This window comes from Leucobacter coleopterorum, assembly GCF_011382985.1.
Taxonomy (GTDB): domain Bacteria; phylum Actinomycetota; class Actinomycetes; order Actinomycetales; family Microbacteriaceae; genus Leucobacter; species Leucobacter coleopterorum.
Map to the genome: position 1 here is coordinate 2,365,597 of NZ_CP049933.1, position 21,282 is coordinate 2,386,878.

The 21,282-nt window shown below is 61.3% G+C and carries 16 protein-coding genes and 3 pseudogenes; 5 read left to right on the forward strand and 14 right to left on the reverse strand.

The window, feature by feature from the left end:
• Nucleotides 1–9: 9 nt before the first annotated feature.
• Entirely contained in the window at nucleotides 10–1,548 is a 1,539-nt protein-coding gene (locus tag G7066_RS11140; RefSeq protein ID WP_166331128.1) for an amino acid permease, read from the forward strand.
• Between the two features lie 10 nt (nucleotides 1,549–1,558).
• On the opposite strand, the gene G7066_RS11145 is transcribed toward G7066_RS11140, so the two are convergent.
• Nucleotides 1,559–2,785 (reverse strand): acyl-CoA dehydrogenase family protein, encoded by a 1,227-nt coding sequence (locus tag G7066_RS11145; protein WP_205881436.1) that lies wholly within the window; start codon nucleotides 2,783–2,785, stop codon nucleotides 1,559–1,561.
• A gap of 164 nt (nucleotides 2,786–2,949) precedes the next feature.
• On the opposite strand from G7066_RS11145, the gene G7066_RS11150 reads away from it, so the two are divergent.
• Nucleotides 2,950–3,648, forward strand: a complete 699-nt coding sequence (locus G7066_RS11150; protein WP_166331130.1) for a TetR/AcrR family transcriptional regulator — start codon at nucleotides 2,950–2,952, stop codon at nucleotides 3,646–3,648.
• Here the strand turns inward: G7066_RS11150 and G7066_RS11155 are convergent.
• The 4 genes and pseudogenes from G7066_RS11155 to G7066_RS11170 form a co-directional block, all read right to left on the reverse strand.
• A complete protein-coding gene (locus G7066_RS11155; RefSeq protein WP_205881438.1) occupies nucleotides 3,642–4,268 on the reverse strand; it encodes an MBL fold metallo-hydrolase in 627 nt (208 codons plus the stop codon). The two genes, G7066_RS11150 and G7066_RS11155, sit on opposite strands and share 7 nt — an antisense overlap.
• Nucleotides 4,268–5,352: pseudogene (locus G7066_RS11160) on the reverse strand (S-(hydroxymethyl)mycothiol dehydrogenase). Before G7066_RS11160 ends, G7066_RS11155 begins: the two are co-directional and overlap by 1 nt.
• An 83-nt stretch (nucleotides 5,353–5,435) precedes the next feature.
• Nucleotides 5,436–6,445 (reverse strand): annotated as a pseudogene (locus G7066_RS11165) (NADP-dependent oxidoreductase).
• Between the two features lie 248 nt (nucleotides 6,446–6,693).
• Complete coding sequence (locus G7066_RS11170; RefSeq protein WP_166331132.1) at nucleotides 6,694–8,520, reverse strand: ABC-F family ATP-binding cassette domain-containing protein; 1,827 nt, start codon at nucleotides 8,518–8,520, stop codon at nucleotides 6,694–6,696.
• Nucleotides 8,521–8,891: 371 nt separating this feature from the next.
• Here G7066_RS11170 and G7066_RS17065 point away from each other — a divergent pair, with 371 nt between their 5' ends.
• Both G7066_RS17065 and G7066_RS11175 read left to right on the forward strand, forming a co-directional pair.
• Nucleotides 8,892–9,377 carry an alkaline phosphatase family protein gene (locus tag G7066_RS17065; RefSeq protein ID WP_280116160.1) on the forward strand — a complete coding sequence of 162 codons (486 nt, stop codon included), beginning with the start codon at nucleotides 8,892–8,894 and terminating at the stop codon, nucleotides 9,375–9,377.
• A complete protein-coding gene (locus G7066_RS11175) occupies nucleotides 9,353–10,138 on the forward strand; it encodes an alkaline phosphatase family protein (protein WP_280116161.1) in 786 nt (261 codons plus the stop codon). The genes G7066_RS17065 and G7066_RS11175 overlap by 25 nt, the downstream gene beginning before the upstream one ends.
• A gap of 5 nt (nucleotides 10,139–10,143) precedes the next feature.
• Here G7066_RS11175 and G7066_RS11180 read toward each other — a convergent pair whose 3' ends face one another.
• The 8 genes from G7066_RS11180 to G7066_RS11215 form a co-directional block, all read right to left on the reverse strand.
• Nucleotides 10,144–12,807, reverse strand: coding sequence for a penicillin acylase family protein (locus G7066_RS11180; protein WP_244302941.1), 2,664 nt, complete (start codon nucleotides 12,805–12,807; stop codon nucleotides 10,144–10,146).
• A gap of 195 nt (nucleotides 12,808–13,002) precedes the next feature.
• The gene (locus G7066_RS11185) at nucleotides 13,003–13,185 is read right to left on the reverse strand and encodes a hypothetical protein (protein WP_166331136.1); all 183 of its coding nucleotides are present in this window, start codon (nucleotides 13,183–13,185) and stop codon (nucleotides 13,003–13,005) included.
• A 33-nt stretch (nucleotides 13,186–13,218) separates the two neighbouring features.
• Complete coding sequence (locus G7066_RS11190) at nucleotides 13,219–13,884, reverse strand: DsbA family oxidoreductase (protein ID WP_166331138.1); 666 nt, start codon at nucleotides 13,882–13,884, stop codon at nucleotides 13,219–13,221.
• 42 nt (nucleotides 13,885–13,926) lie between these two features.
• Entirely contained in the window at nucleotides 13,927–14,862 is a 936-nt protein-coding gene (locus tag G7066_RS11195) for a 4-(cytidine 5'-diphospho)-2-C-methyl-D-erythritol kinase (protein WP_166331140.1), read from the reverse strand.
• A gap of 29 nt (nucleotides 14,863–14,891) precedes the next feature.
• Nucleotides 14,892–15,815, reverse strand: a complete 924-nt coding sequence (rsmA, locus tag G7066_RS11200; RefSeq protein WP_166331143.1) for a 16S rRNA (adenine(1518)-N(6)/adenine(1519)-N(6))-dimethyltransferase RsmA — start codon at nucleotides 15,813–15,815, stop codon at nucleotides 14,892–14,894.
• Complete coding sequence (locus G7066_RS11205) at nucleotides 15,742–16,713, reverse strand: TatD family hydrolase (protein ID WP_166331145.1); 972 nt, start codon at nucleotides 16,711–16,713, stop codon at nucleotides 15,742–15,744. Before G7066_RS11205 ends, rsmA begins: the two co-directional genes overlap by 74 nt.
• 8 nt (nucleotides 16,714–16,721) lie before the next feature.
• The gene (metG, locus tag G7066_RS11210; RefSeq protein WP_166331147.1) at nucleotides 16,722–18,305 is read right to left on the reverse strand and encodes a methionine--tRNA ligase; all 1,584 of its coding nucleotides are present in this window, start codon (nucleotides 18,303–18,305) and stop codon (nucleotides 16,722–16,724) included.
• A 69-nt stretch (nucleotides 18,306–18,374) separates the two neighbouring features.
• A complete protein-coding gene (locus G7066_RS11215; protein WP_166331149.1) occupies nucleotides 18,375–18,848 on the reverse strand; it encodes an OsmC family protein in 474 nt (157 codons plus the stop codon).
• Nucleotides 18,849–18,936: 88 nt separating this feature from the next.
• On the opposite strand from G7066_RS11215, the pseudogene G7066_RS11220 reads away from it, so the two are divergent.
• Nucleotides 18,937–20,297 (forward strand): annotated as a pseudogene (locus G7066_RS11220) (aminotransferase class III-fold pyridoxal phosphate-dependent enzyme).
• Between the two features lie 144 nt (nucleotides 20,298–20,441).
• Here the strand turns inward: G7066_RS11220 and G7066_RS11225 are convergent.
• Nucleotides 20,442–21,275: a PP2C family protein-serine/threonine phosphatase gene (locus tag G7066_RS11225; protein ID WP_166331151.1), complete on the reverse strand. Its 834-nt coding sequence runs from the start codon at nucleotides 21,273–21,275 to the stop codon at nucleotides 20,442–20,444.
• Nucleotides 21,276–21,282: the final 7 nt, after the last annotated feature.

Consider the following 21,282-nt stretch of genomic DNA (forward strand, 5'->3'; position numbering starts at 1 on the left):
CACAGGAAGATGCTGACTGTTGATCAGCGGCCCACCAAGCCAACACAGCGATGGCCGATTCCGCCGCACGCACAGGAAGTAGAAACTGACGTGTCGAACTCCAGCTCGCAGACAGAGCACGTAAAGCTAGAGCGGGGACTTTCAAACCGCCACCTCCAACTCATCGCTATCGGTGGCGCGATCGGCACCGGCTTGTTCCTGGGGTCCGGTAAGGTCATTAGCCTTACCGGACCCTCGGTTCTCTTCATCTACGCGGTCATTGGCTGCATGATGTTCTTTGTGATGCGGGCCCTCGGCGAGATTCTGCTGTCGAACCTGAACTACAAGACGTTCGGCGACATCGCGAAAGATCTGATCGGACCTTGGGCGGGGTTCTTTGTGTCGTGGACCTACTGGTTCACCTGGGTTGTCATCTGCGTGGCCGACATCATTGCAATCACGGGTTACGTTGCCTACTTCAACCCCTCGATCCCGAGTTGGTTGCCCGCGGTACTCGCCGCGGCCTTACTCACTCTCCTCAATCTACAGCCGGTGCGATTCTTCGGTGAGTTTGAGTTTTGGTTCGCCCTCATCAAGATCGTCGCGATTCTCGCCCTCATCGCCACCGGCATCGTGCTGCTCGTCACCGGATTCCAGAATCCCGATACTGGCACGAGCGCCTCACTCGCGAACCTCTTCAACGACGGCGGTCTATTCCCGTTTGGTCTCGGTGGCTTTTTGCTCGGCTTTCAGCTCGGGATCTTCTCGTTTATCGGTGTCGAGCTAATCGGAACAGCAGCGGCAGAGACGAAGGACCCACACCACAACCTTCCCAAGGCCGTCAACTCAATCGTGCTGCGTGTGCTCATCTTCTACATTGGCGCGCTCACCGTGATCATGGCGATTACGCCGTGGCGGGATCTTGACCCCAACGACAGCCCGTTCGTCACGACGCTCGCCTATGCGGGTTTTGGCGCTGCCGCGCTCGCAATCAATTTTGTGGTACTTACCTCGGCGGCCTCCAGCGCAAACTCCGGGTTCTACTCGGGCACCCGCATGATGCACGCGCTCGCTCGCGATGGTCACGCCCCGCGCAAGTTTGCTCTGACAGACGCGCGAGGGGTGCCCCGCCGCGCGGTGTTCTTCTCCTGCGTCTTCCTGTTCTCAGCGACCCCGATCCTGCTCGCGGGCGATAGTGTTATCGAGGCGTTCACCCTGGTGAGCTCGGTGGCGTCAACGCTGATTCTGTTTGTATGGAGCATGATCTTGATCAGCTACCTGATGTACATTCGCAAGTTCCCCGAGCGTCACGCGTCTTCAAGGTTTCAGGCACCTCTGCCCAAGATCGGCCCCTGGGTGGTACTTGCTTTCTTTGCATTCATCGCGTCCACCCTACTGCTGGCTGACGATACCCGGCTGCCGATGCTCTGCACCCCCTTGTGGTTCGTCGTCCTCGCTGTCATGTGGCAGCTCCGCAAGCGCACACTCCTGCGGGAGGGCCAGCCAATCACGCACGCTGTTGAGTTACCGGGCACGGGTGAAGACGCCGAGGACCTCTCAACTCGGTAGTGGTCGCCTCCTAAGCGAACGCCGAGACTCCTGTGATCTCGCGGCCAATAATGAGCGCCTGCACTGTTTCTGTGCCCTCGTAAGTGTGGATTGACTCGATGTCTGCGAAGTGCCTCGCCACACGATTTTCGAGCAGAATACCGTTACCACCGAGCAGGTCTCTCGCGTTGGCACACATGGCACGCGCGGTGCGAGTCGCCGTGTACTTGCCGAGCGATGCGCCGGGACCGGTCAACTCGCCCGCCTCTTCTGCGCGGGTCAGCTGCATCAGCAAGGTCTGCAGTGAGGTGAGCTGGCTCAGCATCTCAGCAAGTCGGGCCTGCACAATTTGTGACGCCGCGAGTGGACGCCCAAACTGAACACGCTGCTTAGCGTAGTGCACGGAGGTCTCGTAGACGGCGGTTGCGTGACCAAGCGCCGCCCAGGCGACACCGAGCCGGGTGGCCCGCAGGATCCGCGAGGTGTCTTTGAAGCTGTTCGCACCGGGCATCTTGGCGTCCGCGGCGACGCGCACGTTGTCGAGTTCGATCTCAGCCTGCCAGATGGCCCGCAACGAGGCCTTACCCTCGATCGTCGTTGCGTTGTAGCCGTCGGCATCCTGTGGCACGAGAAACCCCTGCACTTGCCCATCGTCGCCGCGGGCCCAGACCACCGTAATCTGGCCGACACTACCCGACCCGATCCACTTCTTGTGTCCGTTGATCAAGAACCCGTCTTCGCTCGACTCGGCGCGGGTCTCAAGAGAGACGGAGTCCGAGCCGTGACTCGGTTCAGTGAGTGCAAACGCACCCAGTTCTCTTCCGCGGGCAAGAGAGTCGAGCCAGCGGTCGCGCTGCTCCTCGGATCCGCAGGCCGCGATGGAACGCAGGGCGAGAGCCCCCTGCACTGCGACGATGGTCGCGATTGAGCCGTCTCCCCTGGCGAGTTCCATTGTGGTGAGTCCCGCAGCGAGCAGACTCTGCTCTGGAAACCCTGGTACATCGATGCCGTCACGCAGAAGGTCGAGATCTCCGAGACGTTTCGCGAGATCGAGCGGATATTCCGCACGATCCCAGTATCCCGCGATCACCGGCCGCACCTCTTGCTGCACAAACTCACGAGCGCGATCACGGTAGGCGCGATCCTCGCTTGAGATACCCCGGAAACTACCCGCGACATCGGCGTCGATGGGCTCCCAGAGCTCGTACTCCGGTTCCTCGGTTCCCTGGGCAATTGTCTCGGTCTTCGTGTGCAGCACGGGCACTCCTCTCTCGGTAACCCCGCTTCTCACAAGCGGCTCCTCTCTTGAGAATGCCTGAGACTGCGTTCCAGGTCAAGCCTGCATTGACCAAATTGATCATATTTTTCAATAAATGCCACTGAAACCGAGTACCAAATCACCCTCTGTGCTAACTTCGCCATATGGCCACAAAACAGCCGTCCACAGCAACGATCAGACGCGACGCCCCTGAGAACTCGGTTGCTGCGATCCGCCGCCTCACGGAGCAGGGTTACGACAGCACCACCGCTGAAGATCTCGCCGACGCCGTTGGTATGAGTCGCAGCACATTCTTCCGCCGCTTTGGCAGCAAGGACGATGTGGTGTTCGCGGATCACGACCACGCGCTCGCCCAGCTCGAGCATTTTCTTGAGTCAACCTCGCTGCCACCCAGCGACGCCGTCGTTGAGGGAACCGCCGATGTACTCCGTCTCCTGGTTCGGGATCCGGAAGCAGCCAGGCTACGCTTCGAGCTCATGCGACTCACACCCGCGCTGCGCGACCGCGAGCTAGTAATTACTCACCGATACGAGCGAGTGTTTGCCAACTACCTGCGGACAAGCTTGCCCGCCGAGTCAGCAGCCTGGGTGTCAGCGGCGATTGCTGCGAGTCTCGTCGCCGTGCACAACACGACCCTGCGACAGTGGCTGCGTGATCCTCACCCCGACATTGTGCCTCAGCTCTGTCGCGAGCTGCGCCAGCTCGTGTCAGCCTTCGCTCCCTGGTTCTTCGCGCCCGGCCCCTCCGAGGGCACCAACCGCGTCATGGTGGCTGTCTACGACACGGCGGCTTCACCCGAGGGAGTGCTTTCCTCGGTGGCCGCCGTGCTCGATGCTCAGTGACCCCGCGCGATCCACTCCTGCAGGTGCGGGGCTTCAGCGCCGATCGTGGTGGTGTCACCGTGACCCGTATAGACGACGGTCTCGGGCGCTAGAACGAGCAGTCGATCCCGAATCGAGTCAATGATCGTTGGGAAGTCGCTGTACGAGCGACCCGTCGCGCCCGGCCCGCCCTGGAACAGGGTGTCTCCGGTGAACACCGCACCGAGCGCCGGCGCAACGAAACTCGTCGAACCTGGCGAGTGCCCTGGCGTGTGCACGGCGGTCAGTTCGATCCCCGCAATCGGAATGGTCTGGCCGTCGGCAAGCTCAGCGTCGGGAGCAGCATCGTAGACGGCGTCCCACAGCATCCGATCCGCAGGATGCAGATAGATCGGTGCCTGTAGCAACTCCGCAGCCTCGCGCGCGGCACGAATGTGGTCGTCGTGTCCGTGAGTGAGCAGGATCGCAGCAACGCGCCGCGTGCCAACCGCATCCGCGATCTCCGCCGCATCGTGCGCGGGGTCGATAACTACCACCTCAGAGTCGTCACCGACGATCCAAACGTTATTGTCAACATCCCAGGTGCCACCGTCGAGCGAAAAAGTGCCGCTCGTAACGTGGCCCTCAATTCTTGCGACCATTAGAGCTCCACCACCGATCGCAGTACGTTGCCGTCGCCCATTCGGGCAAAAGCAGCCTCCACGTCGCCGAGCCCGATGCGCTCAGTCACAAAACCCTCGAGATCAAGTCGGCCCAGCTTGTACTGCTCGATCAGCATCGCAAAGTCGCGGCTTGGCAGGCAATCGCCGTACCACGAAGACTTCAGCGATCCACCGCGGCCAAACACGTCGAGCAGAGGCAGCTCAAGCTGCATCTCTGGTGTTGGAACGCCGACCAGCACCACGCGACCCGCGAGATCCCGCGCGTAGAAGGCCTGCCTGTAGGTCTCGGGGCGACCGACCGCGTCGATCACCACGTCGGCACCAAACCCGCCAGTGAGTTCGCGAATAGCATCGACCGGGTCGATCGCGCGAGAGTTCACGGTGCGCGTCGCCCCGAAGCGCTTCGCCTGTTCGAGTTTGGCGTCGTCAATATCAACAGCGATGATCGTCGTGGCACCAGCGAGCTGGGCACCAGTGATCGCTGCCGTACCAACACCACCGCAGCCAATCACGGCAACAGATTCGCCGCGCTTCACCTCGCCAGTGTTGATCGCGGCGCCGATCCCCGCCATGACCCCGCAACCGAGCAGGCCAACGGCTGCCGCGTCCGATTCTTCATCAATCTTTGTGCACTGCCCGGCGGCGACAAGCGTCTTCTCAATGAACGCGCCAATGCCGAGCGCGGCAGACAGCTCTGTACCGTCTTCAAGTGTCATCTTCTGCTTGGCGTTGTGCGTTGCGAAGCAGTATTGCGGCTGCCCCTTGGCACACGCGCGGCACTGCCCGCACACGGCACGCCAGTTAAGGATCACGCGATCCCCACAGCGACCTCGGTCACTCCCTCACCGACCGCCGCAACGCGGCCCGTCGCCTCGTGGCCGAGCAAAAACGGAAACTCATCATTGATGCCGCCCTGCTGATAGTGCAGGTCGGTGTGGCAGACGCCACTCGTGATGATGTCAACGACGGCCTCGCCCGGACCGGGATCCGGGACCAGCACTGTCTCGATCGTGGCGGGTGCGTTTTTCTCTCGAACGACTACGCCTTGTACTCGGTACGCCATGTGGAGCCCCTTCGGAAAGTTCTGTGCGCGACGACACTGTTCCCTCAGGATATCTGAGCGGGCGTGAACCCCGGAGCCACTCCCTAGATTCGCACAAGCATCTTGCCGGTGTTCACACCGTGCATCATGCCAAGAAAGGCATCAACCGTATTCTCGATGCCGTCGACAACGGTCTCGTCGTAAGTGATTTCTCCCGCCGCAAACCACTCGGTCATGCGCGCGTTGAACTCCTGTGACAGGTCCAGATGGGCAGCGAGCGTGAACCCGCGCAGGGAGAGGGCTCTTGTGATGATGTTCGACATGTTGTCGGGGCCGGGGACCCGATCGGTTGAGTTATAAGCGGCGATGGCGCCGCAGAGAGCAAGGCGTCCTCCATCGTTCATCACATCGAGAGCCGCTTCGAGGTGGTCTCCGCCCACGTTGTCGAAGTAAACGTCTACTCCCCGGGCACAGCCTCGGCGAGCTGCTCGCGAATCGGGGTGTCCTTGTAGTTCAGGGCAACGTCGTACCCGTACTTCTCGGTGAGCAGCCGCGTCTTTTCTAAACTTCCCGCCGATCCGATGACCCGCCTTGCGCCCAGCAGGCGCGCGATCTGCCCGGCTGCTGTACCGACGGCACCGGCTGCACCAGAGATGAACACGGTGTCCCCCTCACGCATCTGCGCGATTCTGGTGAGTCCGACGTAGGCCGTCAGCCCGGTCATCCCGAGGATGTGCAGATAGAGGGAATTCGGCACGCCTGTTATTTCGGAGAGGGCTCGGAAGCTCGCAGCATCGGCCTGGATCGCGTCAGACCAGCCGTGCTGGTGCAGCACCAGCGTTCCCACGGGCAGCGAGTCTGCGGCAGACTCGACGACTCGACCAACGGCCCCACCGGTAATCCGCTCGCCGATTGCGTACGGGGCAACATAGCTGCGCACATCGTTCATGCGACCACGCATATAGGGGTCTACGGAAACAAACTCGTTGGCGACGCGAACCTCACCCGGTTTAAGTTCCTCCAGCGCAATCGACGCAACGTTGAAGTTGTCGTGAGTTGGCCAGCCCTTCGGGCGAGCGGCAAGCTGAATTTCCGTGCGCGTGGTGGGCTGCATACAAACCTCTCTAGCAAGACGCGGTGTGGCTCCGCCTGATGACCCCGAGCCTACAGAGCCAACGAAATAACCAGCAGGATCACCGCTACAAGCGGAATCACCCCTGTTTCACGGCGGCACCGCGCTTATCAGGCGATGACGCGAACAGCACTGTCGCGGCGGCCACCATCGACCCCGTTCCCGCAAACCTGTTCGTCCGTCACCCCTGATTGGGAACGCTGGGTTCAGCGTACCGAACGCACTGGGTACTAGGAAAGCTGTTCCGAGATCTCCAGCCAGCGCTCCTCAAGCTCGCCGACCTCGGTCTCGGTGAGCCGAAGCTCGTCGCCGATCACACCGAGCCCCTCGTAGTCGCTCTGGTCGTGCTCGGCCATTCGGGCGTGCAGTTTCTTGACCTCGCCCTCGAGTTTCGCGATTCGGCGCTCCACTGCCTGCTGCTCTTTTTCCACAGCGCGGCGCTCGGCACCGCCCAGGGCGAGACCGCCACCATCGGCCGTCGTTGATCCTGCCCCTGTCGGCGTTGCCGTGGTCTGGACGGAAGCGGCCTCTGCCGCGCGCTCCTCCGCATCACGAAGTCTCAGGTATTCGTCGACCCCGCCCGGCAGGTGCTTCAGCCGGTGTGCCAGAATCGCATACTGCTGATCGGTCACGCGCTCCAAGAAGTAGCGGTCGTGCGACACGACAATGAGCGTGCCCGGCCACGAGTCGAGCAGATCCTCCATCGCCGCGAGCATGTCGGTGTCGAGATCGTTGGTCGGCTCGTCAAGAATCAGCACGTTGGGCTGGTCGAGCAGAATCAGCAGCAACTGCAAACGGCGCTTTTGCCCACCCGAGAGGTCCTTCACCGGGGTCGACAGCTGAGCGCTCGAGAACCCCATACGCTCAAGCAACTGGCCGGGTGTCAGTTCTTGCGCTTTCGACCCGGTGCCGACGGTGAAACTGGTGCGCAACCGCGAGATGACGACTCGCACCGGTTCGTTGAGGTGCTCCTCAAGCTCGTTGAGCTGCTGGGTGAGCGTCGCAATCTTGACGGTCTTACCGTGCTTCACACGCCCCGAGGTTGGCTCGACATCGCCCGAAATCAGACCGAGCAGCGTCGATTTACCGGCACCGTTCACGCCCAAAATGCCGGTGCGCTCGCCGGGAGCGAGCAGCCACTCGATATCTTCGAGCACCACCCGGTCCCCATACGAGACCCCGGCATCAACGATGTTCACAACCTCTTTGCCGAGGCGCGCGACGGCCATCGACTGCAACGACACTCGATCCCGAATCTCGGGCACATCGGCGATCAGCTCGTTTGCGGCGTCGATGCGGAACTTCGGCTTCGACGTGCGCGCGGGCGCTCCCCGTCGCAGCCAGGCCAGCTCTTTGCGCGCAAAGTTCTGACGCTTCTGCTCGATGGTCGCGGCCTGACGATCCCGCTCAACGCGCTGCAAAATGTATGCCGCATACCCGCCCTCAAACGGCTCGACGATGCGGTCGTGCACCTCCCACGTCGCATTGCAGACCTCGTCGAGAAACCAGCGATCGTGCGTCACAACCAGCAGCGCACCCTGGCCCTGTGGCCAGCGGCGCTTCAGATGGTTTGCGAGCCAGGCGATGGCTTCGACGTCGAGGTGGTTCGTCGGCTCATCGAGAGCAAGAATTTCCCACTCGCCCACGAGTAGGCGCGCGAGTGCCACGCGCCGACGCTGCCCGCCCGACAGCGAATCAACCGGAGCTTCCCAAGCAAGATCTTTCACGAGCCCCGCGATCACCTCACGCGTGCGCGCGTCCCCCGCCCACTCGTACTCGGGTCGATCACCGACAATCGCGTGGCCAACGGTCTCACCGCTCGCAAACACATCGGCCTGATCTAGCACCCCAATGGTCGTGCCGCCCCGCATGGTGACCTGGCCGGCGTCGGGATCACGCCGCCCCGCCAGCATCATGAGCAAGCTTGATTTGCCGTCGCCGTTGCGCCCCACAATGCCAATGCGATCGCCCTCTGCGACGCCCAGCGTCACTGAGTCGAACACGACCTTCGTCGGAACCTCGAGATGTAGGGACTCTGCCCCAAGAAGATGAGCCATAACTTCTCAAGCGTAGTTCACGCGGCTGACACTGAAAGCCGCGCCCACCGTACGCGGCAACTGTGAAAGAGTAAGAGATCTCAGTGAATCATGAATTGGGGACATCGTGAGCGCAGCTGGACGGGGAGCAGACCAGGATCACACACCTACTGAGTCCGGCGGAGAGCGCGAACAGACCCAAGCTGCCCCAGCCGACGTGGGTTTCTGAAGACCGGCGGGATCCTCGCTGCGGGCATCGCCATGGGCGGCGGTATCGGTGGCGCTGCCGTGCTCGCAGCGCAACAGCAGACCTCGGGTTCCCATACATTCCCGAGGAGTTCGCCGTTCCGAAGCCCCGCAAAGAGCCGGGATTCGATCACCTCGTTGTGATCATGGGCGAGAACCGATCGTTTGATAATCTGCTCGGCCACCCCTACACACCCGACTCGCCACCAGCGGGCGGCAGTTTTGAGGGGCGCGAGGGGCGCAAACCAAGCGCGCGCGAGCGGGACCAGATCATGGGATCATTCACCCCGGAGATGCTTCCCGTGCTGTCCACCCTCGCCCGCGAGTTCGGAGTGTACGACAACTGGCACGCTGCCGTACCGAGTCAGACATTCTGCAACCGCAGTTTCTTCCACGCGTCCACGTCTCACGGGTTCGTCACGAACCTGGGCGGTGAGGGCTACCGCAAGTGGCTCAACGCGGCCCCCACCCCGACTGTCTTTAACCGGCTCGAAGAGGCGGGCCTGACCTGGAAGATCTACTTCGACGAGATGCAGCTTGTCTCCTTTACGGGGTTCATTCATGCCCGGTCCTTCGCAAGTACTGGAACACCGAGCATTTCGCGACTATGCGCCAGTTTCACGAGGACGTGAATACCGGAAACCTCCCCGCCTACGCTTTAATCGAGCCCCGCATGATCTTCGACCACAACGATTTCCACCCGCCCGTGGGCCGCATTCGTGAGAACGGGGTCGACGGTCAGGAGATCTACAACGGCGCAGTCTCTGACGTGCGCGCTGGCGACGCTCTTATTCACGAAATCTACTCGGCCATCCGCACCTCCACCGCTGAAATCGGCTCTAACTATCTGAATACAGCACTGCTCATTACCTTCGACGAGCACGGCGGCACTTACGATCACGTTCCACCACTGGAGGGCACGCCACCAGACGGCAGCGGCGCTGGCGAGATGGGGTTCACCTTCGACAGACTCGGCTGCCGTGTGCCCGCGGTGGTGGTGTCCGCTCACACTGAGCGCGGATCCGTGTTCTCCAAGCCGATGCACCACGGCTCGCTCGCGGCAACGCTCTCAGAGCGCTTCAGTTTCGAGCCGCTCACCCGTCGCGACAACGGGGCACCAACACTGTTTGGCGCTTTCAACCGAAAGGTACCCCGGCACATTGCCGACTGGCCACAGACCTCACCCGCCTATGTGCCGCCGAATCCTGAGGTGGGACCGCACCCCGCTGACGCGGCTCCAGACCGCCCGTTGAGCCCGCCCGCCCGCGGGCTCATCGGCTTGCTGATTGAGCTGTTTGGCACGTTCGAAGAGAAGTCCCACCCGCCTCAACCCTTCGGAGAGGCTTACAGAGTGCTCACCAAGTACGGCAAGGGCCTGTTCGGGCCAGCGTAAGCCGCTTATTTCGTGGCCGGCCGAAGCGTGAGCGTGTCATTGGTTACGTCTTTGACAGCTTCCGACGAGTATGCCCATGTGTACTGTTCATCGCGAGTCCATCCCTCCGTCTGATCGGTGTAGTTGGGGTGGAACGCATGGCCGCTTTGCCCCGTGAGGTTCTGCCAGGTGGAGGCATCCCAATCGCTGGGGTCCATGACGGTTCGCATGGACGGCACGGTGGTTGTCTCATAGCCGTCGTCGAGCGACCAACCGGTTGCGTTCACAACCCCAGACCCACCACCAACCGGATAGGGTCCGCGGTTGAACAGCCACTCGATCGGAGCAATACCGCTCTGCCCAAATGTACCGCTCGTCAACGACAGCGCGTGAAGCTTGCCCCAGTTCCAATTTTTGGGGTTGTCGCCCTGTAGCTTAACGAGTTCTTCGTACGCTTGCTTCGCGGCCAGCTCAAAGAACTCCTGCCGGTTGCTCGCGTTGCCGTGCTGAGCACTCTGCCACCACTTTGAGTCGGGATCATTGAGTTGCTGTTCGAAGACGACGGCAAACCTCGACTGGCTGCTGCGCGGCACCGTCACATCGAGCTCGTCAACCATCTGCTCGGTAATGCTGTTCCAAAGCACGTTTGCAAACGCCGCAGACGCCGAGTCAGGGTCGTTCTGCCCGTCCCATTCTTCAAGCATCTTGATGGCCGTGTTCGCACCGTCATCGTCAACAGAGACGTCTGCGTAGGCCTGCTGCAACGACTTTCTGGCTGGGAACTGGTTATCCATCTGGATCTCTGCCATATCGGCAGCAGTGACGGGGCCATCCTTTATGTGCCCCTCGAGCAGTTCCACGATGCGTGCAGCACGATACCCGTAGTCCCAGTCTCGACTGAGAAAGTATGGGTAGTCATCGTTGACGATCGCGTTGTTCGCGGTGACGATGTATCCAGACTTTGGGTTGTAAGTGGTGGGCTGATCCTCGAAGGGGATGAAGCCCTGCCAATCGTAAGCGCTGTTCCACCCGGGCTGCGGTAGCCAACCGTCCCCGGCTCCTCGAATCGGCAGCTTGCCTGGCGCCTGATACCCAATATTGCCTTCTACGTCGGCATAAATCAAGTTCTGGGCCGGCACGTCAAAGAGTTTTGCTGCGGCTCGGAACTGCGTGAAGTCCGTGGCCGTGTTCAGTTTGAAGATGGCTTCGGCGGTGGTGGTCACATCTAGGGCCGTCCAGCGCAGGCTAAGCGCGTACTCGTCAGTTGTGATGGCTGCGTCGCTCTCGGGTTCAACAGCTTTCTCAGCTGAGCCGGTCCCCTGACCGATCCTCGGGTTTTTCGCAATCTCCGTAAAGTCTGGAGTCAGGCCCGAAACGATCGGCCCGTGCTTAGTTGACCGCACCTCAAGCTGAACGTCATCTGCGCCCGCCACCACAATCGTTTCGTTCCGGCTCTCGATGGGGTGCTCTTTTCCGTCCTGCCAATACGTATCACCCGAAATGCGCTCAACGTACAGATCCGCAACGTCAGTCGTGAGATTAGTGAACCCCCAAGCGACCTGCTGGTTGTGTCCAATAACGATGCCCGGGAGACCCGAAAAGCTGAAGCCTGCAACATCAAAAGGGCACTCGGTAGTGACCGTCTTGCACCGCAATTGCATTTGCGTCCAAACCGAGGGCAGTGCTGCTCCCAGGTGCGGATCGTTTGCGAGCAGTGGTTTGCCCGTGTCAGTGTACTCACCGCCAACCACCCACGAGTTTGAGCCAATCCCCTCCCCCTGGCTCGCCACCAGAGCATCAACTTTTTCTACGAGGTCGTTGAGGGGTGTAAGCCCTTCGGCCATGGCAAGCTGCTCGTTCGTCGCTCCCTCAGCCACGGATAACGACACCGCGCTTGTGGCATCGGTACCGTCTTGCGTTGCGTCCCCCTGGCCCGGTTCTGCAGCTGCTGCCTCAGCGGACTTCTTGGTCTCCGCCACGACGGCGGCGCCCGCAGGGTCATCAGCAAGAATCACCGGGTGCTCTGCAAACGGGTACTCTGGATAGAGCGCGTTCAACGTGGAGGCATCCAGCTTCTGGGCTAGCAGCGCACGCTCGGTTTCGTCTTCGATGTTGGTGCGCAGGTCCCAAGCCATGGCCTTGAACCAGGCAATGGAATCTGCTGGCGTCCAAGGCTCGGGTGTATAGTCGGCGTTCTGCAACCCCAGAACGGCATACTCAAGTGATAGCCCAGCTCCTTGCCGCTCTTGCATGTAGGCGTTGACCCCATCGGCGTACGCTTGATAATACGCGAGCGTTTCTGGTGGCAGCGCTGCCGCTTCCTTCTCGGCAATTCGGTGCCAACCGAGGGTCCGCAGGAACTTGTCAGTGCCGAGTTGCGATTCTCCAAACAGTTCAGAAAGACGGCCAGCCGTCATGTGCCGCCGAAAGTCCATCTCCCAGAACCGATCCTGAGCGTGCACAAACCCCTGCGCGAAGAAAAGATCTGCGGAGCTTTCTGCGGTGATGGTAGGAATGCCTCGCGAATCGCGCTGCACGGTTACTTCAGCTCGCAGCCCAGCGTTTCCGCCCTTCGGAGCGGACATCGTGATTTCTCCGGAGCGCTGCGGGAATGACCGCGTGACCGTCCACGTGCCGAAGCCAACAGCGGCGAGCGCGAGCACCACAACGACGCTTAGCGTTACGAACAATGCCCGCCGGAGTCGGCGCCTCGGGCGCTTCTTCTTGCGTTTGCTGGGCGTCGCCGTTTCGGGTTGGGTAGATTCGGTCGGTTGGGCTGAACCAGACGACTGCATCGGCTTCTGACCTCCGGGTGTGAGAGAGTGATGCGTTCAGCCTATCTACTCCCTCAGACAATCAAGCGTTGCCCGGCAGAGCCATATTCGTTAGATGCTGCAGCAGCCCCCACCGCAGCAAGCTCCACCCTCGCTGTCGCCGAGCAGATTCAGAATCTCTTGGGTCTCAGCGCTCGCAAAGTCTGCAGCTGAGGCGAGGCCCGCCTCCGGGTTCAGAACCGGAGTTGTCTCCGTTGCCACCTTGGTATCAACCGTGTTTTTCTGCTCTGTCATGATGCCCTCTCGAGTGTGTCTACTGCTGAGCTGTTACTTCTCCGCGCACGAGCCCGAGCACCTGCTCGAATGCCCCGCAAAGGCGTCCGCTGATTGCGCACCAGACACCCCGTACTTCTCTTCAATTAAGAAGAAAGGTACGCCAGAAATTCCGAGCATCTGCGCTCGAGTAATGTCGCCATCCACGGCTTGGCCGTACTCTTCGCTATCGAGGGCCGCCCGGACCTCGTCAGCGTCCAGCCCGGCCTCGGCGCCGAGCCGGGCAAGCGCATCGGGATCCGACATGTCTTCCCCCTGCTCAAAGTAGGCGCGAAAGAGCCGCTCCATCACGGGGGCCTGCAGTCCACGCTCCTTCGCGAGGTGCAGCACCCGGTGCGCCCGCCTGGTGTTTGCGTGCTTCACCTTCCCAAAGTCGAAGACGACACCCTCGCCCGCTGCCATCTCGGTCATCTGGCTCAGCATCTGCTCAACCTGCTCGCGGGGCATGCCTTTGTGCTTGACGAGGAAATCAATCTCGCTGCCCACAAAGTCGAGCGGGGTATCTGGAGCAAGCTCAAAACTGTGGCTCTCCACCACAACATCAACCTCGAGGTGTTGCGCTTGGAACGCTTCAACACCTCGCTCGAAGCGGTGTTTGCCGAGGTAACACCAGGGGCAGGCAATGTCGGACCAGATATCGACGCGGATCGTTTCACTCACGCCGGGTGTAACCGTGCGGCGCGCATCGCTATTCCCGGCGTATCAGTGCGTGTCGAGCACACGAGCACCCACGACCGGACCGGTCACAGTGAGGGCACGGTGACCAGCACGGGTCAGCACACCTCTGAGTTCCGCCGCCTCTTGCGCGTCACTCACGAGAAAGGCCAGGGTCGGGCCCGATCCCGAAACGATACCCGAGAGCGCTCCGCGCGACTCCCCCAGTTCCAGCACCTCGATCAGTTCAGGTGCCAGCCGCAGTGCGGCAACCTGCAAGTCATTATGCATTGCTTCAGCGAGCGTAGCAGCGTCGCCGACACGCACAGCCTGCAACACCTCGGTATCGACCTTTACGTACTCGGGCTGCGGCCCCAGGTCACCATAGTGATCCTCGCGGTGCTGGTCGAGGGTGCGATACACAACCGGCGTGCTGAGACCCATGTCGGGGAGGGCGAGCACCCAGTGAAAACTACCCTTCGCAAGTGCGGGACTCAGTTCGTCGCCGCGCCCCGTGCCGACAGCCGTACCGCCCTCAAGCGCAAAGGGAACATCTGCACCAAGTTTTGCCGCCAGGACATGCAGTGTGGATCGGCCAACCGCTGTACCCCACAACTCGTCGCAGGCAACGAGGGCAGCCGCGGCATCGGCGGATCCTCCGCCCATACCACCAGCAACCGGAACACGCTTGAGTACACTCAACTCGACACCTCCGGTGTAGCCGGTGTGTGCTGCAAGCATTTTGGCGGCTCTCAGCGCCAGGTTGGAGTCATCGAGCGGGATCCCGCTCACGTCTACAGAGCCGCCGAACCGAATGGTGAATTCGTCAGATTCGGTCGCAGTAACTTCTTCAAACAGGGAGACCGCTTGGTAGAGCGAAGCGACATCATGATAGCCATCGTCTTGCAATGCCCCAACTCGAAAGAACACATTGATCTTGCCCGGTGCCCTCACGGTAACTGATCGTCGCTGGTTCGTCCCCATAACTACCACGCTAGCGCAATGCCGACTGCCTAAATGACCAGGGCGTGCGCCCGGGCGATTGCTAGAAACTCAACGATGCTGAGTTGCTCCGCACGGGCGGTCGGTTCAACCCCCGCGGCCTCCAAAACCGAAACGGTTTGTTCCATTTGACCGAGTACGGGCTGCAGCGCCTGCCGCAACATTTTGCGTCGCTGCGCGAACGCTGCATTGACGAGCTCAAACGTGAGCTGGCGCTCTGCTTCAGCGCCGCGCGGCACGCTACGTCGCTCATATGAGACCAGCACTGAGTCAACTCCGGGCACCGGCCAGAAGATACGTCTACTTACGGTTCCAGCGATCCGCCACTTGCCGTACCACGCTGCTTTTGCGCTGGGCGATCCATATTCTTTTGAGCCGGGACCAGCGGCTATGCGGTGGCCGACCTCGGCCTGCACCATCACGAGTCCACCCCGAAGCGCGGGGATCAGATCGAGCAGGTGCATCAGGATTGGCACCGACACGTTGTAGGGCAGATTCGCGACGAGAATCTCGGGTCCTGCCGAGACAGCTTCTTCCGTGGCTTCGAGTCCCAACTGTTCAGCGGTGACTTCTAGCGCATCACTGCGAACAACTCTCAAGCGCTCGACAGCGTCAGGCTGCATCTGACTCACAGTTGTGGGCAGTTCGGCGGCCAGTCTGTGGTCGATCTCAACCGCGGTGACTTGAGCACCCGCCTCGGTGATGCCAAGCGTGAGCGACCCGAGCCCCGGCCCTACCTCGATAACTTGGTCACCGGGCTGTACGCCCGCGAGCCGCACAATCTTGCGAACCGTGTTGGGGTCGATAACGAAATTCTGGCCGAGCTTTTTCGTCGGAGAAACCCCCAAACGCTCCGCAAGCTCACGAACCTCGCGCGGGCCGAGAAGAGCAGCGTGTCCTTCCGCGCCCGCGGCTACGTCCGATTGGTCGCTCATGCGGCGGTCTCCCCCGCCCCGTGGGGTCCCAGTTACCGTATACACGCTCCGTGTTGGCGGCAACACGCGCACACAAGGCCTCAAGGTCTTCATCGAGGACTTCGGCGATACGCCGGACCGTGTACGGGAGCAGATAGGGAGCATTCGGGCGACCGCGGAACGGTTCAGGCGTCAAGAAAGGCGAGTCGGTCTCGGTGAGGATCAGCTCGGACTTTGCAACGCTGAGCGCCTCGCGCAATGCGGGAGCGTTCTTGAAGGTCATGGTTCCCGCGAATGACATATACCAGCCATTGTCGTTGCAGATACGAGCGAGCTTCGCGTCGCCCGAGAAACAGTGGAATACCGTCTTTTCGGGCGCTCCAACTCGCTTCAGCGTTGCCACGACCTCGTCGTGCGCATCACGGTCGTGAATCTGCAGGGCAATTTTGTTGGCTTTCGCGATCTCGATGTGCGTCTCGAAGGACTCGATCTGCGCGGCGCGACCGTCTTCTCCCGTGCGGAAGAAATCAAGGCCGGTCTCTCCCACCGCCCGCACTCGCGGCTGCGCCGCAAGGCGAGAAATCTCGGAGAGATGCGCGCTCAGTTGCCCTTGTTCGAAGAGCTTTGGAGCTTCGTTCGGGTGCAGTGCAACCGCAGCAAGCACTCGTGGGTCGTGCTGCGCGAGCGCCGCACTCCAGCGGCTCGTCTCGAGGTCTGTGCCGACTTGCACAACACCGCGAACACCAACGGTAGCCGCCAAGTCAAGAGACTCCGTCGGATCAAGTTGATCGAAACCATCCTCAAATTCGAGGTGAGCGTGGTTGTCGTAGAGAGCAAAAGGTAACGGCTGAGGGCTGTCGGGCCGGGTCAAGTCCCGGCCCTCCGTCTGGTGACGTTTACGCAGCCCCGCAGGGGGCATCTCGCTGCTCACTCTTTCGTCTCGGTTTCAATGCGCGGGAAGAGCACCGCGAGCGAGTGCTGCGCGGTTCCTGGTGAGAGCTTGCCCCAAGCACCAGCCTCACGAATCGGCTGCGCTGACAGCGCGCCCAGGGCTTCTTCAGCGCCGAGCGCTGCCCAGAGCTTGGACGTTGCCTCGGGTAGCACGGGCGAAAGCAGCACCGCAAGCACACGGAGCCCCTCGGTGGTCGTGTACAGCACGCGGGCAAGGCGATCACGCTGCGCAGGATCTTTCGCGAGCACCCACGGCTCCTGCTCGGTGATGTAACCGTTCAGGGCGTCGACCAGTTCCCACACCGCAGCGATGGACTCGTGGATCGCAAACGCCTCGATGTGTGCGTCAGCGCGGGTTGTGGCGGACGCCGCCAGATCCCGAATCACCCTGTCTGCGTCGAGCTCTTCACCCGGTTCTGGCACACGACCGTCGAAGTACTTCGCGTTCATCGCGAGCACACGACTGGCCAGGTTACCGAAGCCGTTCGCGAGTTCAGCCTGGTAACGTGCCGCCAGGTCTTCCCAACTGAACGAGCCGTCGTGACCAAACGAGATTGCACGCATGAAGTAGTAGCGGAACGCGTCAGCCCCAAACGTGTCGGTGATCTCGTTGGGAGCAATGCCCGTGAGCTTCGACTTCGACATCTTTTCGCCGCCAACAAGCAGCCAGCCGTGAGCGAAGACGTGATCCGGCACCTCAAGCCCCGCAGCCATAAGCATTGCAGGCCAGATAACCGCGTGGAAACGCAAGATATCTTTGCCCACGATGTGGGTGCCGGGCCAGCGCCGCGCAAACTCCTCGTCGTTTGCACCGTAACCGGTCGCTGTGACGTAGTTGAGCAGCGCGTCGAACCAGACGTAGGTGACGTGCGCGTCGTCCCACGGAATCGGGATGCCCCAGTCGAAGGAAGTGCGTGAGATCGAGAGGTCTTCAAGGCCCTGCTGCACAAACGCGACAACCTCGTTGCGGGCACTAGCTGGCTGCACAAAGTCGGGACGCTCTTCATAGAGCGCGAGCAGCCGATCCTGAAACGCGCTCATCTTGAAGAAATAGTTCTTCTCTTGCAGCAATTCAAGCGGCTTTGAGTGGATTGCGCAGACCTTCTGGCCTTCGAACTCCCCCGCGCCATCCACAATCTCGCTCTTCGGCTTGAACTCTTCGCATCCGACGCAGTAGAGCGCTTCGAACTCACCGGCGTACACGTGGCCGTCGTCGTACAACTTCTGCAAGAACTTTGCGACGCCTTCCTCGTGGCGCGGTTCGGTCGTGCGAATAAAATCGTCGTTGGAGATGTTGATCGTGTTCAGCAGTGGCTTCCAGGATGACTCAACGAGGCGATCCGCCCACTCCTTCGGCTCAACACCGTTTGCCGTCGCCGTGCGCAGGATCTTTTGCCCGTGCTCGTCGGTTCCGGTCAAGAACCACGTGTCGTCACCCGCCTGGCGGTGCCAGCGTGCAAGCACGTCGGCCGCGACCTCCGTATAAGCGTGCCCAATATGTGGGGCATCATTCACGTAGAAGATGGGCGTGGTGAGGAAGAACGAATCGGGCTTGGCCATGGGGTCCATTGTATTGGGAACCACCGACACGGACGCGCTGTGTTACAAGTGAGGGACTTCCGCCCCCAGTCAGGCCCCCGCCACCACGATCTGGGGCTCGTGACGCACCGGAAAGTTCACGGAGTTCGCGATGAAGCAGTGCTCACGAGCACCGGCGTGAGCGGCACGTGCCGCTGTCACCATTGAAGCGTCGGCGACAGTGACTCGCGGCCGTAGCACCACCTCTGTGAAGGCACCGCCCAGCCCCTGCTGCTGCATTGCCCCGCTGGCTTCGTCGGTGTAGCCGGTGACCACCACGCCCGCGCGCACCGCCATGTGCAGGTATGACAGCATGTGGCACTGCGCGAGCGCCGCGACAAGCAGTTCCTCGGGATTCCATCTCTCAGCATTCCCGTGAAAGGTGGGATCGGCTGACCCTTCCAGCGGTTCTTTGTTTGCGGCGTGGATCAGCAGTTCACGTCCATACTCGCGATACCCGCTGGTTCCGGCACCACGATTGCCACGCCACTCAACGCCGACCCTATATTCGTGCAGCCCGTTCATAATCACAGTGCAAGTATCCCGCGGTGAACGCCACTTTGTAGGAACAAACTCAACTTCGCTCCCCCTCTCCCAGAGTAGGATCGAACTTATGACTGAAGCGACCCTAAGCCCTACAGTTCCTATCGGCCAAGACACGATCCCCCAGCAGCGTCGTCTCGTCACCGAGATCCCCGGGCCCCGCTCCCGCGAACTCCAGGAGCGACGCAAAGCCGTTGTGCCGCCGGGTGTGCACAGTGTGCTTCCCGTGTACATTGACCGTGCGCACGACTCAATCATCGTCGATGTCGACGGCAACCACATCATCGACGTGTGCGGCGGCATCGGCGTCACCACCGTCGGCCACACCGACGAAGCGGTGGTCGCGGCGGCTACGGCACAGCTGAACAAGGTTACGCATACCCTATTCACGATGACCCCCTACGAGCCCTACGTACAGGTCGCCGAGCACCTCGCCAAGAGCATCGCGGGTGGCGAGGGGTACAAGACGCTCCTCATGAACTCGGGTGCCGAGGCTGTCGAGAACGGCGTCAAGATCGCCCGCAAATACACCGGCCGCCCCGGTGTTGCGGTACTTGAGCAGGCCTACCACGGTCGCACCATGCTGACCTCGACCATGAACTTCAAGGCTGCCCCTACGCACTCGGCTACGGCCCGCGCGCGAGCGATGTATACAAGGCACCGAACTCGTACCCCCTGCACGATGGGTTGAGTGGCACAGAGGCCGCAAAGCGCACGATTGCATACCTCGAAAAGACCGCCGGGGCCGAGGATCTCGCCTGCCTCGTCGTCGAACCGATTCAGGGCGAGGGCGGCTTCATCGTTCCCGCCGACGGCTACCTGCCTGCCTTGGCCGAGTGGTGCCGCGCAAACGGCATAGTGTTCATCGCCGATGAGGTGCAGGCCGGCATGGCCCGCACCGGCACCATGTTCTCCATCGAGCAGTTTGGTGTTACCCCCGACATCGTGCTCTCCGCCAAGGGCATCGCTGGCGGGCTCCCCCTCGCCGGCATCACCGGCCGTGCAGAAATCATGGACAAGTCGCAGCCGGGCGGCCTGGGCGGCACCTTCGGTGGCAACCCGGTTTCATGTGCGGCAGCGGTCGCAGTGTTCGAGCAGATCGAAGAACTCGATCTGCTCGCAGAAGCAAAGCGCATCGAGGAGACCTTCGGGGCGGGACTCCGTGGGCTCCAAGCGAAGTACAACTGCATCGCCGAGGTTCGCGGCAAGGGTGCCATGCTCGCCATCGAAATCGTAAAGCCGGGCACACTTGAGGCGGATTCTGACCTGGTTGCCAACGTGATCGCCGCCGCTGCACAGCGCGGCGTACTCTTGCTCAGCACCGGCGCCTACAACCAGGGCATCCGTTTCTTGCCCTCGCTCAAGATGGGTGACGAGTTGATCCACGACGTTATTTCGGTGCTCGACGAGGCATTTGCCGCCAGCGTCTAGTTCACGCGACGCACCCTCGGCAGTTCAGCCGGTGCTCACACCTCAGCCGGTTGGATCCTTCCGATCCAACCGGCTGACTCGTCTGTACAGACTGAAGTGCGCCCGACTCCAAGCTCTCAGCCGCACCAAGCCCCAGCCAAGGAGCTAGTCAAGCTCTATTCCAGCAGCCTCAATGCTGCCGGTGTCGATTACGTCGCCCACCGCGTGCACGTCGATCACGATTACGGTCACGTTGTCGCGCCCAGCATTGTCGAGAGCTTGTTTCACGAGCGAACGGGCGGCACCCTCAGCGGTGCGCGCGTTCGCGAGGAAGTGCTGGATCCCAATATCGGTAAGTTCTTTAGTGAGGCCGTCTGAGCAGATCAGGATGCGTTGGCCAGGGATCAGGGCGAGCGAAGTGTAGTCGGGTACCGGGGCCTCGTTGAACCCCACGGCACGAGTAATCACGTTAGCGTGCGGGTGAACCTCAGCTTCTTCTTCGGTGATCGCACCGGTGTCAATAAGGTGTTGCACAACCGAGTGGTCGACGGTGACCTGACTCAGGGCTCCCTTGAAGTATTGGTAGACGCGCGAATCACCGATATTGAAGACCTTCCAGGTAGGCTCACTGGCTTCGGTGCCGATAACAACTCCGGTGACGGTTGTGCCCGCCCCCAGCTCAGTTTCGCCGGCGTCAAGCTCGATGTCGTCTACCGCGTCGCCTAGCACACCGTCAATGTCCTTCTCAGACACGGTGCGACTTCCGCCAAGCTCGGCGAGGCGTCGCACAACCGCGGCGGATGCAATCTCTCCCGCGGAGTGGCCTCCCATGCCGTCCGCGACCGCAAAGATCGGCGGAACAGTAACGAAGCTGTCCTGGTTAGTCTCGCGGCGAAGGCCTACATCAGTGAGCCCAAACCACGAAAGCTCGATCTCAAGATCGCAGTTTTCGCGATAGCGCAGCCGCTTGCGGGTGGCATTCTCACCCCGAGCAGTCACTGTAGAT